Source organism: Bacillus sp. ISL-77 (assembly GCF_018613105.1).
Window position 1 is genome coordinate 1 of sequence record NZ_JAGGQY010000046.1, and the last position, 14426, is coordinate 14426.

Genomic DNA, 14426 nt, shown 5'->3' on the forward strand with positions numbered 1-14426 from the left:
CCAAATTTCTCAAATACTTTTATCCATTTCTCAATTGTTGTTCCACTTTGTATACCATGCTTCCTAGCCAACAAGACATATCCCAATTTTCCCTCTTGATACTCTCTTACTATCATTAATTTAAATTGTTCGCTGTATTTAGCCATAAAAATACACCCCAAAAGTTAGATTTTACTCTAACTTTTGGGGTGCAGTACAAAATTAACTAACCCTTTTTTGTATTGTTCCATTGATTTGGATTTCCTTTTTATTGAATTTCTAATATGTTTCCCAGACTCTGTTAATGAACTAAAAAGGTTTTAAAAAGATAGAACCCCAGCTGTACTTTTAGGTAATCTTCATAATGGTTAAAATCCATATCAAGAATATCCTCAATTTTCTTCAGGCGAAGATAGAGTGTATTTGTATGAATATGAAGTTGCTTGGCAGTAGAAGTCATGGAACGGTTATTCTGTATATACGTGAATAGTGTGTGCAGAAGCTCGTCGTTTTTCTCCTGACCAGTCCACAATGTGGAAAACGTCTCACGCAGAAATGCATCGATTTCTTCTGGAGAATTATATAAAAAAAAGCTGCTGATTCCAATATTCCTGTAATGAAGAATGCCTTTTTTCTTTTGCTTTTTCAAGTATAGAAGGGCTTTCTCGGCTTTTATATGATTTTCTTCCGCTTGGCCAGGATAGTATTGCCCTGTGCTGATTCCTGCCCGGGCTACTACTGTAAACCGTTCGTTCCACCATTTAATGCTACTTTCGATAATTTCTGTAAAATATTCTTCGTAGCCACCATTTTGGACAGAAGAAAAAAACGTAATTTTGTTATTGTAGCTAAAAAGCAAGCTATTTTCTAATGTTATTTTCTTTTTAAGATGTGTTAGTAGAAGCAGTGCATCGTTTTCAAGAGAATGCAGATCGACGTTTCCATCTAATTCAATTAAAGCGGTTTGAAGAAAATAATGACTATTAATTCCTAATTCCTTTGCAGCAATCTCAGCCTGCTGAGGATTTTTTATTTTCAGAAACTGTTGATATGTTTCATAGGTTTTCTTATACATGATTTCAGCCTGTGATCTAAGTTTCATAATTTCAAGAGAAAGAATAGGAGCTCCTTGTTCAATGATAATGTTATCGAGTTGTGATAGAGGGGAGCTTCCTTCAACAATTAGACAACCTAATAAAACGGAACCCGACCTAATCGGATAAATATAACAATCAATATGAACCGTATCACACATTGATACATAAGCTGGTTTGGTTTTAGTAGTAAAGAGAAAGAAAATATCATCCAGACATTTAGCAAAATCCTTATCATGTTGTGGGACGAATTTCCCTTCAAGATAATCCGCATAAACAAAATTCCTGTCCATTAGTTTATTCATTTCTATAATAATAGCATTCATACCCCTGTTCTTAACTGATAACTCTGTTAGGAGATTGTGAATGTCTGTTCTCTTTTCTAACAGCGTATTTGTTTCTTTAAGCCTTTGTGATAAATGGGTAACTTCATCCAAGGTTTTCTGTACTTCTGTATAGAGATTGGCATTATGAAGTGCAATAGCTGCCTGTGAAGCAAAGCTTTGTAAAAGAAGGAGGTCTGTATCGCTGAGACCATCTTCTATATCAAAGCAATGAAGTGTCATAACGCCGATCCGTTTTATTCCAAATGAAACAGGGACGGATAAAATAGACTTAATATTTTTGTTATTATGGTGGGCCTTTTCAAGAAATTCAAAATTTTCTTTACTCAAGTCACCCATACTATTATAAATTTCTTCCCTTGTGGTAATAAGCCTTACACGGCCGTCTCTGAAAACCTTCCCTGTAATAGACTCACCGATATTCACTTTAAAGAAGCTGATATTATGATTAAAGCCAACATATGCCTTAATAATCAGTTTATTCGAAGGCACATCAAACATTTGTATATATCCTGCCTCTGCTGTCTCAACTATATTTAACGCAAAATGCATGATTTTTTTCAGTGCTTCATCCAATTCAAGAGTCGAGTTCATTACTCGAAAGCTTTCCATTAAATTCATTACATGATGCTTTGCCTTATGATTTTCTAAACTTAGTTGTTGAAGAAAGGCTTCTTTTATCTCCATATTCTCACCTCGACTATTGATATCAACATATTTTACCTGTCAATGTTGTTTAATCCAACATTGACGTGTATGCCTAAAATTATATAACATTAAATAAATACTAAAAAGTAAAAATATTCACCATTTTGAAAACGTTCTCAATGTTAATAAGGAGGGTATAATTTGTTATGGAAAAAGCAGCATTTAAGGAATTAGAAAATATATTCCGAGATCTCGTTAATATTAGACGAGACTTGCATATGTATCCAGAATTGTCATTTGAAGAAGAAAGAACTCCGTCAATTATTGCAAACTTTTTAAGAGAGTGTGGACTAGAAATAAAAACCGAAGTTGGGGGACGAGGAGTTACGGCTTTGTTAAAAGGAGCAAAACCAGGAAAAACTGTCGCACTCCGTGCAGATTTTGATGCGTTGCCAATTCAGGATGAAAAGTCTGTTCCCTATAAATCAAAAATCCCTGGTATCATGCATGCATGCGGACATGATATACATACTGCATCACTACTGGGTACGGCCTATGCGCTCAGTAAAGTTAAGGAGTACCTGCATGGCAATGTGCTGTTTATTCACCAATTTGCTGAAGAGGTTATTCCTGGCGGTGCGAAAGCAATGATTGAAGATGGGTGTCTTGAGAATGTAGGTGTAGTCTACGGCGCTCATGTATTGTCAAATTTACCTGTAGGACAGATTCTTTTTAAAGAAGATTACATGATGGCAGCTGGAGATAAATTTGAAATTGTTGTGGAAGGAAAAGGAGGACATGGATCTTCACCTCATCTTGCGGTTGACCCAGTCCTTATAGGGAGCCAAATTGTCACGAATATCCAGCAGATTACCGCGAGCCGTATTAATGCGACAGATCCTACTGTAATAACCGTATGTTCGTTTGATGGTGTAAGCAGATATAATATCATCCCTGATAAAGTGATTTTATCGGGAACAGTTCGTACCTTTTCGGAGGAAGCCCGAGAGCTTGCCGAAAAGAATATTAAAAGAGTAGCAGAGGCTGCGTGCAGCGGAGCAGGTGCCAATTGTGTCGTAACGTATGAATACGGCTATCCTTCTGTATGTAACAATTCAGAAGAAGCACTTCGTATTAAACGCATAGGTGAAAAGATTGTAGGAAAAGAATATGTTTCAGAGTCTCCTTTACAGATGGCGATGGAGGATTTTTCCTATTATGTAAGAGAAAAGCCGGGTGCATTTTTTAATGTAGGAGGAATGAATGCTGCTATTGAAGCCGTCTATCCTCATCATCACCCAAAATTTGATGTGGATGAGCAGTCCATTCTTATAGCTGGAAAAATGTTTATTTCACTCGTTTTCGATTATTTAAACAGCGCCAATTAATATATTTAGGAAAATTGTTCAGTGGATATTCGTAGGAGGGCATTATTGTGCAAAATAACCAAATAAAAAATAAAAAGAGGCATATGATTCTTGCACTGTTGTTTTTAGGATGGTGTTTATCTTATCTTGACAGAATGGCAATGAATGTTGGGATTGTAGAAATTGCAAAAGAATTTAATCTTAGCCCGTCTGTTATGGGTGTAGTGCTGAGTAGTTTTTTTGCTGGCTATGCTTTAATGCAATTGCCTGGAGGGTGGCTTGCGGATAAATTTGGATCAAGAAAAGTAATTGCAATGGCAATTTTGTTTTGGTCACTATTTACTGTTTTAACAGGAATGGCCTGGTCCCTTATGTCCATGATTATAATTCGTTTTATGTTCGGTCTCGGAGAAGGAGGATATCCTGCAGCAAGCTCCAAAGCAATAGCTGATGTCTTTCCTAAAGAAGAGCGAACTGGTGCCCAAACAATCATGATGTCTTCCAATTCACTTGGTGGAGTGATTGCTCCTTTAATAGCTACGCCACTACTTGTGTGGATAGGTTGGCAAAATTTATTTATCTCTATAGGTATACTTGGTGTTTTGGTTGCGGCGTTACTTTGGTACTATTTAAGTCCGAAAAATATGCAGATCGAAATCGTTGATAAAGAGACGGTTGGAAAAGCTTCTTTTAAAGATGTTTTAAAGATTCGCACAAGCTGGCAGTTGGCCATAATGTGGTTTGGAGTAAGTACGGTCGTATGGGGACTTATTTCTTGGATGCCCCCCTATCTTGTAGATGTGAGAGGTCTTGATTTGATGTCTATGGGTATGCTTACGTCTATACCGGCACTTGCTGGGGCTGTCGGTGTTATTATTGGGGGTCAACTTATTAAGTCTTTTCTAAGTGGAAAAGAAAAATATCTTGCAATTGTAAGCCTTATCATAATGATTGTATCTCTGTATTTGTTATTCAACGCGCCGTCGGTTTCGCTAGTTATTACTTATCAAGCTATATGTATGTTTTTTCATGGGCCACTTGTAGCTACCATTTTTAGCCTTCCGCATAAAATATTCCCAAAGAATGTTATAGGGTCTACATTTGGGATGATTAATCTTGGCGGGATGATTGGAGCATTTCTTGCACCAATGGTTATGGGTTATTTAATTGAAGTCTTTAATGGGTTGTATGTATCTGCATTTATGTATATTATTGTCTGTGCTGTTTTAGGTATTTTTGCAGCAGCTGGTCTAAATTCAACAAATAATCCTTCAGGCGATGCTCATGTAGTGACTCGCAATGAGGAAATCATATAAAATTAATGTCATGCTCGTAAAAAAAGGCGATGCCCTGTCATTAATTGCAAAGAAATATGGTATGACAGTGACACAATTAAAGTCTTTGAATGGCCTCATTCGAATGCCTTTTGTCTACAATCTGAGGCTTTCCAATTTGGAAAGCCTTTCAGACTGTCGACAAATCCGAAAAAAATCGGGTTTGCTGACAGTCTTTTTTATTAGGTGAACTCCACTACATCAGTTTCTTAAAGTTTTATCTACATCCAGCAGTCCAGTCATGTGGAGTGCTCTTCACTACTTGTGAGGAAGGATAAATAATAGATGTAACAGTGAGTAAAGAGCCTCTCTATATAGAAAGGCTCTGATTTTTTGCGGGTGTTTAAACAAATACCGATGGAGAAAACAAGAAATTTAATATGTTTTCCAATCTTATATCGATATAAGATTGGTGACACAATCTACCTATAAAAAATGTGATGAAAATTTCTGAAGTAAAAGTTTTTTGATTTCACTTGGTGATTTATTTGCTATTTCGTCAAGAAAGGGATCAGATAAAATTTTCCTTCTAGAACTACTGGAAAATCCTAGACCTAAGAGTTTTTCAATATCATCTGGATGGAGATAAAAATTCAACTTAATACATGTGTAATTTTCTTCCCCTAATAAAGTAGCAATTCTATTGGAAAAAGTAATTATAGAGTTATAATCTAGATCTTTAAGGAGATGAAGCTCATTAATATTAATATTTTCAACAATTGTTACATCAACGTAATGTCTTAAGTTCTCTACAAAAAAACTAGTTTTCTCAACTGTAGAATTAGTAACAATGACAATTCTTTTGCTATTTCTTCCAATAATTTTATTTTCCATAATGAATTTTCTAAATATTAAAGTCAGTGTTGAAATCTGTTGTCTTGTAAATTGAATATCAATTTTGCTTTCAATCACTGGTATAGCTCTACTAACAATGCCAAACAGCTTAGGCAACTCCCTATGGGTATCATCTAACTTATTGTCATAGAAGTGATAATCATGTTTATTTCGAATGATGCTTTTGTAAATGTACTTGTAAACCTCATTAAAGACAGGCTCGCTACTATAAAATGTTGTAATTATATTTTTTTGGATTTCAGCTATGAAAGTTATGATTACTTCTTTAAGTTGGTTATCTATAGGTGGTGGAGTATAGGACGTATAATCTAGGGATGAGATTAGATAATCTAAGAATAAATTCTCATCTTTCTCATCATGGTCTTTTATTTTTAATAAATGATATGTCCGTACCTTTAGCTGGAGTTTCTCATCTGCTTTTAATAAAATACCGCTTTTTATTCTATATAGGCTTAGAATTAGGTAGATATAAAAAAACTTTTTAGATGGATAAGACACTCTCATTTCATTTATTTCAATGAAATCCTCCAATAATTCCGTTGCCTGACGTATTTCAATTTTCGTCTTTTCTGAAAAAATCATTGTAATCATTTTTTGTAAGGGATTGTTTGCTTTTCGGTTGATAAGTTTACCGAAATAATCCATTTCTAGCATAGAAGCTAAAATAGATGTAGTTAAAATACGGAAGTTTATTTCGTCTCCAACTATTTCGATACCCCTCTTAGGAATAATTTCCATGTCTAAATTTCTTAATTTTAGATACTCAGTAAGAGCTCTATTGTCTTTTTTCTTTGTAGTTAAACTAATACCGATTTCCTCGTACAGTCTAGTCGTATTTAAAGATTTATTTAAAAAACACAAAACAATAATTGTAAAAATACGTTCACTTTGTGAAGAGAAATATTCATCTAGTGATAGATTATTCATGAAATTAATATAGTCATTGTATGTTAGTGTACTTAAAACCGTGGTTCCTAATATTTTTATCTGTTTTTCAGTTGGGAGATACAAGTTAATATTAACTATATGTCTTTTTAAGCTATTTGCACTTCTGCCAAAAAGCTGATCGGAATCTGTAAGATCTAATTTACCTTTTTCTTGAAGAAAACTTATTATTTTTAAGTCAAGCTTATTAATACTCATATAATCAAAACTCCTTTGTAGTATAAAAAGGAAATCTATTTTTATTATAGACTAAATCATTAAATACAAAAGATGTATATATCTAAACACAAGTATTAAAGCATTTTTGGTTGAAATTACATAGGAGTTCTAGATGGATTTTTATTTGGTTAAATTTGTTATGAAATTGGGGCAACTTTTTGAACCGGTTTCAACTCGTAAAGTTACCTTGAAGAAAGCGCTTAATGAAAATAAAATTAAAACAAGGAGAGGAAGAAGGGAGAGCAAGAATGGAAAAGAATTAAAAATAAAATGATAAAGATAATCCAAAGAGAAGGCTGAAGCCGACTATACACCTGGGAAATCGTTAAACAACACTGGTCACTAAACGAGGAGGTTAATTATGAAACAAAAAATGAAAGATGGAATGCAGACCTTTGGCAGGTCACTATTACTACCAATTGCAGTGATGGCGCCTATAGGTTTGATTATGGGATTATCAGGAGCATTAGCTCAAACCTACATGATTGATAAGTTTCCTTTTTTAGGAAATGAAGTACTTCAAACGATTATCAAAAATCTAAGAACCATAACGGGAGTGGTTTTTGATAATATCCCTTTACTTTTCGCCATGGGTGTAGCATATGGAATGTCTAAAAAGGAGAAAGGAATAGCCGTTTTTTCATCTGTCTTAGGGTATTTGACTTTATTGATCGTTATGAATGTTTGGCTTACTGTAACCGGTAAATTGGCTACTGAACATTTACCTGAAGTAGGACAAGGAATGATTCTGGGAATTCAGACGCTCAAAACAGAAGCGGTAGGAGGGATCATCGCTGGTCTTGTAGCGGCCAAGTTAACCGATAGGTTTTATAAGTTGGAACTTCCATTAGCATTTGCTTTCTTCAGTGGGAAAAAATCAGTTCCTATCCTTACATTTTTGGCCATGATTCCAATTGGACTAGTTATTCCTTTCATTTGGGGCGCTCTAACTAAATTCTTGATCAGTATTTCTTTTATCTTTATGAACAAATATATTGGGGTTGGATTATATTGGTTCATCGAAAAACTTCTGATTCCTTTTGGTCTTCACCACGTACTAAACGAAATGCTAAGATTTACAGCAGTTGGAGGAACGTATGTAATTGATGGTCAAGTATACACAGGAATACTTAATGCCGTAAACCAGATATTATTCAAATTAGGGCCAAATCATGAGAGTTGGAGTTTAATGCCAGCGCTTACAAGCTATATGGGTTCAGGCCAAATGCTAGGCACATTGTTTAGAATTCCTGCTATAGGTTTAGCCATGTATCATACCGCCTATAAGGGTAATAAGCAAATAGCTAAAGGAACGATTATAACAGTGGTTTTAACAGCGTTCTTAGGAAATGTTACTGAACCAATGGAATTTTCATTCCTATTCATTGCACCACCATTATATTTTGTCTATGCATTGCTTAGTGGAATCACAGCTCTCCCACTCAATTTTTTAGATGTATCAACAAGTTATATTAGAGGAACGATATTCGATTTTGGAGTATTTGGCTTACTTTATGAACATACAAATTGGATTAACCTAGTTTTATTAGGTATCGTCAACTTCGTAATTTTTTACTTTGTATTTAGATTTGCGATTCTTAAATTTAATTTAAAAACGCCTGGAAGAGAAGATGATGTTCGAAATAATACACTTTTAAAAGAAAAGAAATACAATGAAATTGCCGCAATTGTTGTAGAAGCACTTGGGGGAAAAGGTAATATTAAGAATATTGATAACTGTATAACAAGACTAAGAATCGATTTGAGAGATCAGAGTGCAGTTGATATAGAAAAATTAAAGGATTCAGGGGCTTCGGGGATGTTTTTCCCGCAAAAGAATCATATTCATATTGTATTTGGGCCACACGTTGAATTTGTTAAAAATGCGTTAGTAGAAGAAGCAGCTTAGTCCTATGATTGTCAAAACCCAACATAGATAATCAAATGAAAATGGGCAACTATATAGGAGTGGAATGATGAGAGCACTATACGATTCGAAAAGTAAATCGATGAATGATAGAGGAATAAAATATCTGTTAACCAATGAAGCTAAATATCAAGCTTGGCTTGATGTAGAAGCAGCTCTTGCTAAGGCTCAAGCAGCATTTGGTATTATTCCGAGTGGTGCGGCAAAAAATATTGGGTTAGCCTGTAAATTAGAAAATTTGGACTTGGAACAAATGGAGATCATTCAGCAAAAGATAGGCCATGGATTTGTTCCTTTTTTGAAAGTTTTGGTTAAAGCATGTGATAAAGAAAGTGGAAAATATATTCACTATGGAGTAACAACTCAAAATATTCAACAAACCGCTCAACTACTTCTAATGAAAAGAATACACGATAAGTTCTTAGAGGTAGTTGGCGAAATTCTACAAAATTTAGCTAAATTGGCTGAAGAAAATAAAGATACCATTTTACCTGGTAGAACCCATGGCAAACATGCTATTCCCATAACATATGGATATAAGGTATCTGTTTGGATAAGTGAGCTGCTAGCCTCTGTTGAAAGAATGGAGGAAGTACAAAAAAGGGTATTTAATGTCATGATGGGCGGGGCTGTAGGAGCTTTTAACTCATCAGGAAAAGTAGGACGAAAAGTGCAGGATCGAGTGGCTGAATTATTAAATATGTATTCCATGGATATCCCTTCTAGAAATATAAGTACCCATAAAGTGGAATATATCATGAACCTCTCTTTACTAGCGAGCACCTTCCATAAAATAGCGGAAGAAGTTTACTATACTTCAATTGAAGAGTTTGGTGAAGTGTCCGAAAAATTCCAATCGGGTACAGTAGGCAGCAGTACAATGCCTCATAAGATCAATCCGAAATTATCGAAAGGAATTATTGCGAATTCTCAAAAGCTATATTCATTAGTGTCAATGGGCCTCTATTCATGCCCAAGACCATTTGAAGGTGATAGTACTTCTTATATGCTATTTGATGCGACCTTAGAAGAAGCTCTTTCTTTAACAACAGAGATCCTTTTAAGAGGAGAGGAATTAACGAGAACGTTGACTATTAATAAGGAAAATATGTACAAAAATGTATTGCTAAATAATGGTCTTGATAATAGCGAATATGTCATGATGGAAATAGCAAGGAAATTAGGGAAAGATGAAGCCCATTCTTTGGTGTACCAGTTAGTTATGAAATCCTATTTAGAAGGAAGGAACTACTTTGACGTACTGAGCGAAAATCCAATAATAGCAGATGCCTTTACAGAGGAACAAATCAGGGAGATGCTTGATCCTAAGAATTATATTGGTCTTTCAACACAATTAGCGGAAGAATTTTCTCTTAAGGCAATAAATGCAAGCAAATCTATACAGGAAAAGAATTATTCTAGTTGTTTGGTTGCTAGTAATAAATAGTGATTAGAGGTTATAAACATGTTTAAAAAATTATTTAAAAAAGAAGTAAGAAACGAAGAAATTTTTGCACAGGTTTCAGGAGAACTAGTTAAGTTAGAAAATGTTCCAGATCCCGTTTTTAGTCAAAAAATTATGGGTGAAGGTATTGCGATTAAACCTTCAAATGGTCAAGTTGTCGCACCTGTAGATGGTGAAATTACGTTAATCGCTGATACGAAACATGCTTTTGGAATTAGAACCGAATTAGGGGAAGAAATTCTTGTTCATATTGGGTTAGAAACTGTTTCACTTAAGGGTGAGGGTTTTCATGTCCTTGTCAAAACTGGAGACAAAGTGGTTAGAGGTCAAACCATTGTTGAAGCGGATCTAGACTTTATAAAAAAAAGTGGATGTAACACTATTATACCGATGGTTGTAACCAACAGTGCAGAAGGCAAATTTAAGTTCGACTGGGAAGATTCAAAGCAAGTAATAGCTGGAGATACAAAAGTATTTACAACCAAATTGAAATAGACATTGTAAAACTGACCCAGATAAAATTGTGGAGGTAGTTAAATTATTAGAGCCGACCTTTGGAGGAGTCAATTTAGAAGATATCGCTGCACCGCAATGCTTTGAAATAGAAGAGCGTTTACGAAAAGCTTGCGATATTCCTATTTTCCATGATGACCAGCACGGTACGGCTATTGTGACTACTGCTGGATTAATAAAAGCTCTTAAACTGGCAGATAAAAACATAGAGGATATTCGTGTCGTGGTAAACGGTGCTGGTGCCGCTGGCGTGGTCATTGTTAAGCTGCTGCTCCATAAAAGAGGCTAAAGAAGCGGGGCACTCGTAGTAGGGACAGGACGCTCTGATTTCCCAAATCAGGTTAATAACGTCCTCGCATTTTCTGGTATCTTCCGCGGGGCTCTAGATGTTAATGCGAAAGAAATCAACGATGAAATGAAACTGGCTGCCGTTTATACCATTGCTGGATTAATTTCGGATGAAGAGCTTCACGCAGATTATGTGGTTCCAGATCCATTTGATCGCAGGGTAGCAGCGCATGAAGCAGCAGCTGTTGCGAATGCTGCCATGGAAACTGGTGTTACTCAGAAATATGTCAGTGTAGAAGAAATCAAGGAACGTCTTTTAGGTTTAGCAAAGGAAAAACAACCTGTTCTTGTCTAAGTTTCGGGCTACTGAGAAAAATATTTGCTAGTTATATAGAGTTTATTAATAAAATTACGACGGTTGCACATTGCATCCGTTTTTTTCTTACTCATATTGTGAAATTCAGTTACCTTCTAGTTTTACCATAACTATAATTTATTTTTTATCATTAAAAAAGAAGGTGGGGAAAAATTTGAAACTGATCGCACTTGATTTGGATGGTACGCTGCTGTCCCCTGAAAAACATATTTCACAAGAAAATATCCAGGCGATTCGGACAGTACAGAGCCGCGGACATTTCGTGATGATCTGCTCCGGACGTGCTCCGGAGGATATTAAACAAATTCTTAACAAATATGATCTTACATGTCCCCTTGCAGGAAGCAATGGGACCATTGTAGAAGCAGAAAATACACTATTGAATAGTATTTCGATGGATCTAGGTGATGTGAAATTTATCGCACAGAGATTAGATGATGAGAAGTTGCCGTATTGTCTCTATACAAATAAAGGAATATTCGTTCCAATTGATTGGTCAAATCGGGTAATTCAAAGTATTGAAGATTTAACTAATCATGACTTTAATCGTTTTATTAAAAAACCACTGCAGTCTAATCTTAATTATTTTACAAATTATAAGGATTTATTACTAAATAATAGATTAACTGTTAACAAGTTTTTTATTCTGACGTTTCATATTCAAAGAAGAAAAGAATTAATTTCATCACTGCATCATGTTTCGAACATTGCGGTAACATCTTCCAGTCCTTTCAATGTAGAAATTATGCATAAGGATGGCCATAAAGGAATTGGACTGAAAAGAATGGCCGAATATTATAATATTCCTATGGTCGATACAGTGGCTATAGGAGACAATTTTAATGACATTCCAATGCTAGAATGTGCTGGGCTATCTATTGCGATGGACAACGCAGATATTCAGGTGAAAAAAATGTGTGATACCGTAACATTGTCAAATTCAGAAAATGGTGTGGCTCATGCTTTAAATTTGTATGTACTATAATATTTTAATCTTTTAAGTATTAAAATATTTTATTAAGTATGTTAGTTCGGATTAACTTCGAAAAAAATGCTATAAGTTTGGGACGCTGAAAGAGGTAATTGAGCCAATGCTACAAAGAGAATTACTTTATCGTGGAATCATTTCAGAGGGAAGAGATTATCAAACTAGAATAATTTTCCGGTTGCTATTCCTATTTGGAAAATCGCTCCTGCTCTTATTTGTGGGAATTCTATTGTATGGAAACCAGCAGATAATGCCGTTTTTACAGCCAGCCTATTGATGAAGGTATTTGAAGGAGCCGGGCTGCCTGCGGGTGTCCTGAATCTTGTTATTGCCAGGGGCCGAGTTAGAGGGAACACACTTATGGAAGAGGGAGATATTGATGCAGTCAGCTTCACAGGGTCTACTTCAACAGGAATGCAGATTGCTTCTGCTAGTGCAAAAAGAAATATTAAGTATCAAACAGAAATGGGCGGAAAAAATGCAGCTATCGTTCTAAAGGACGCGGACCTTGAAAAAGCTATTCCAATGATTATAAGCGGAGCTTTTCGTTCGGCTGGGCAAAAATGGACTGCAACAAGCAGAATCATTGTCGAAAAGGCTATTTACAACAATTTTATAAATCAATTACGTGCGGCAGTAAATAATTTAACCGTTAAAGATGCGTTGGATGCTGACGCTTATTTAGGGCCAGTTGCTTCAAAATCACAATTCGATACAATCTCAGAATACGTTGCTTTGGCTCGTAATGAAGGTGAGATCATCGCAGAAGGAATTGTAGAACAATTAAACGAAGGATACCTATATCCGCCCTCTAGTTTTAGGAAAAGTGGAGGCCTCCCACAGTCTATTTACAGAGGAGATTTTCGGACCTGTGGCAGTGGTAGTGGAAGTGGAAAATTTCGAAGAAGCAGTCCGTCTTTGCAATCAATCAGAATACGGATTGAGTGCCTCTATCTTTACAAATGACATGGAGAAAGCCATGCGCTTTTTAGAGGAAGCCGAAGTCGCTATGGTGCGAGTAAATCAGGAGACTGCAGGAGTAGAGTATCAAGCACCTTTTGGTGGCATGAAATCTTCCAGCTCGCATACAAGAGAACAGGGACAAGCTGCATTGGACTTTTACTCTCAAGTGAAAACTTATTCCATTAAATATGCTTATATATGCTTTTTAAGCTAAGACGTTTTTAAAATGTGCTCTAAAAGCCCTGTAAGTCCGTGTTTCTTAAACTCGGTACTGCAGGTCTTTTTTATTCTTCTTGTTTTCAAAAAGAAAGCCCGGTTTCTCATCGAATTCAAGAAACCGGGCTTTCTGGCAATGTTTGAAACCAAACGGTTATTAACCTATTGAAGATTTAAAAAGCATTTTCACGAATGGTTTCCACCGATTGAATGGCCTTCATGCGCGTAGGCGGTGAATTTCTGAAGATTTATTAAACAATTCCTGATTCAAAATAATCTGGCTTGTTATATCAGTTTCCGAGACGATCGCTCCTATGATTTCACTGTTTAAATAAACTGGGATGGAATTGATTAGCACAAAAAGAACCGAACAGGCCTGATTGTTTATGCAACACTCTTTTACCTTCTTTTAAGGTTTTAAGGATAACTAATTTATCATTATCAAAAAACTTCTAGTTTTTCTCTCCTAAACAACCTGAATCCATATAAATACAGGACTTAGGCTACATTAATTGCTTTTTTATTACTGTCTACTTGACAGGGGTCACTTCAAATAATGGCGTTTTTTTAAGTCTTAGAGGACATCATTCAATCGCTTCATCTGTTTTGTCTTAATGTTCTGGTGGAGCAATAACCGGGTCATTGGGGGCATTTGAGTTTGTTGAAACATGAGCGGTTGCTCCCGGTGATTCAACACTGGTTGCGCCTGGGCGTTCAACACCGCCTGAAATGGAGCCTGCAAAAGATGGTATACCTTCCCCGCCTTCAGTCGGTTGAACTGCTGTTTTTAAACCTGTTATATTTTTCATGTTTGGCATGTTTTCACCTCCTTTAAAATAGTTTGTACTTTTAAATTATTTTCTATTAGGGGTAGCGTCACATGCCCATCAAGCGAAGTTAAAATC

General features: G+C 35.7%; 11 protein-coding genes and 2 pseudogenes. 9 read left to right on the forward strand and 4 right to left on the reverse strand.

The genetic code is table 11. The annotated features are described in order from the left end of the window. Together J7E77_RS31800 and J7E77_RS18610 are read right to left on the reverse strand one after the other, a co-directional pair. Positions 1 to 146, reverse strand: a 146-nt coding sequence (locus J7E77_RS31800; protein ID WP_214716467.1) for a transposase, incomplete at its 3' end; no start/stop codon positions are given. 134 nt (positions 147 to 280) lie between these two features. Further along, a complete protein-coding gene (locus J7E77_RS18610; RefSeq protein WP_214716331.1) occupies positions 281 to 2104 on the reverse strand; it encodes a helix-turn-helix domain-containing protein in 1824 nt (607 codons plus the stop codon). A 167-nt stretch (positions 2105 to 2271) separates the two neighbouring features. On the opposite strand from J7E77_RS18610, the gene J7E77_RS18615 reads away from it, so the two are divergent. Then, positions 2272 to 3453: a M20 metallopeptidase family protein gene (locus J7E77_RS18615; RefSeq protein ID WP_214716332.1), complete on the forward strand. Its 1182-nt coding sequence runs from the start codon at positions 2272 to 2274 to the stop codon at positions 3451 to 3453. A gap of 47 nt (positions 3454 to 3500) precedes the next feature. After that, on the forward strand, positions 3501 to 4748 hold the full coding sequence (locus tag J7E77_RS18620; RefSeq protein WP_214716333.1) for an MFS transporter: 1248 nt from the start codon (positions 3501 to 3503) through the stop codon (positions 4746 to 4748). Positions 4749 to 5192: 444 nt separating this feature from the next. Here the strand turns inward: J7E77_RS18620 and J7E77_RS18630 are convergent, their stop codons facing one another. After that, positions 5193 to 6764, reverse strand: coding sequence for a helix-turn-helix domain-containing protein (locus J7E77_RS18630; protein ID WP_214716336.1), 1572 nt, complete (start codon positions 6762 to 6764; stop codon positions 5193 to 5195). Positions 6765 to 6897: 133 nt separating this feature from the next. Here J7E77_RS18630 and J7E77_RS18635 point away from each other — a divergent pair, with 133 nt between their 5' ends. From J7E77_RS18635 to J7E77_RS18665, 7 genes and pseudogenes are all read left to right on the forward strand, one after another. Then, positions 6898 to 7059 carry a hypothetical protein gene (locus J7E77_RS18635; protein WP_214716338.1) on the forward strand — a complete coding sequence of 54 codons (162 nt, stop codon included), beginning with the start codon at positions 6898 to 6900 and terminating at the stop codon, positions 7057 to 7059. A gap of 87 nt (positions 7060 to 7146) precedes the next feature. After that, on the forward strand, positions 7147 to 8694 hold the full coding sequence (locus J7E77_RS18640) for a PTS transporter subunit EIIC (RefSeq protein ID WP_251026641.1): 1548 nt from the start codon (positions 7147 to 7149) through the stop codon (positions 8692 to 8694). A 67-nt stretch (positions 8695 to 8761) separates the two neighbouring features. Further along, positions 8762 to 10159 carry a class-II fumarase/aspartase family protein gene (locus J7E77_RS18645; protein ID WP_214716340.1) on the forward strand — a complete coding sequence of 466 codons (1398 nt, stop codon included), beginning with the start codon at positions 8762 to 8764 and terminating at the stop codon, positions 10157 to 10159. 18 nt (positions 10160 to 10177) lie between these two features. Then, the gene (locus tag J7E77_RS18650; protein ID WP_214716342.1) at positions 10178 to 10672 is read left to right on the forward strand and encodes a PTS sugar transporter subunit IIA; all 495 of its coding nucleotides are present in this window, start codon (positions 10178 to 10180) and stop codon (positions 10670 to 10672) included. Positions 10673 to 10682: 10 nt separating this feature from the next. Beyond that, a pseudogene (locus J7E77_RS18655) lies at positions 10683 to 11333 on the forward strand (NAD(P)-dependent malic enzyme); the annotation flags it as partial. Positions 11334 to 11508: 175 nt separating this feature from the next. Next, on the forward strand, positions 11509 to 12339 hold the full coding sequence (locus J7E77_RS18660) for a Cof-type HAD-IIB family hydrolase (RefSeq protein WP_214716344.1): 831 nt from the start codon (positions 11509 to 11511) through the stop codon (positions 12337 to 12339). Positions 12340 to 12510: 171 nt separating this feature from the next. Further along, positions 12511 to 13519, forward strand: a pseudogene (locus J7E77_RS18665) (aldehyde dehydrogenase family protein); the annotation flags it as partial. A gap of 613 nt (positions 13520 to 14132) precedes the next feature. Here the strand turns inward: J7E77_RS18665 and J7E77_RS18670 are convergent. Continuing rightward, positions 14133 to 14339, reverse strand: a complete 207-nt coding sequence (locus tag J7E77_RS18670; protein ID WP_214716346.1) for a hypothetical protein — start codon at positions 14337 to 14339, stop codon at positions 14133 to 14135. Positions 14340 to 14426 lie beyond the last annotated feature (87 nt).

Bases quoted from the DNA above. Each gene is read 5' to 3' on its own strand.
- J7E77_RS18610 (WP_214716331.1), bottom strand. From the start codon at position 2,104: ATGGAGATAAAAGAAGCCTTTCTTCAACAACTAAGTTTAGAAAATCAT.
- J7E77_RS18615 (WP_214716332.1), top strand. From the start codon at position 2,272: ATGGAAAAAGCAGCATTTAAGGAATTAGAAAATATATTCCGAGATCTC.
- J7E77_RS18630 (WP_214716336.1), bottom strand. From the start codon at position 6,764: ATGAGTATTAATAAGCTTGACTTAAAAATAATAAGTTTTCTTCAAGAA.
- J7E77_RS18635 (WP_214716338.1), top strand. From the start codon at position 6,898: ATGGATTTTTATTTGGTTAAATTTGTTATGAAATTGGGGCAACTTTTT.
- J7E77_RS18640 (WP_251026641.1), top strand. From the start codon at position 7,147: ATGAAACAAAAAATGAAAGATGGAATGCAGACCTTTGGCAGGTCACTA.
- J7E77_RS18645 (WP_214716340.1), top strand. From the start codon at position 8,762: ATGAGAGCACTATACGATTCGAAAAGTAAATCGATGAATGATAGAGGA.
- J7E77_RS18650 (WP_214716342.1), top strand. From the start codon at position 10,178: ATGTTTAAAAAATTATTTAAAAAAGAAGTAAGAAACGAAGAAATTTTT.
- J7E77_RS18670 (WP_214716346.1), bottom strand. From the start codon at position 14,339: ATGCCAAACATGAAAAATATAACAGGTTTAAAAACAGCAGTTCAACCG.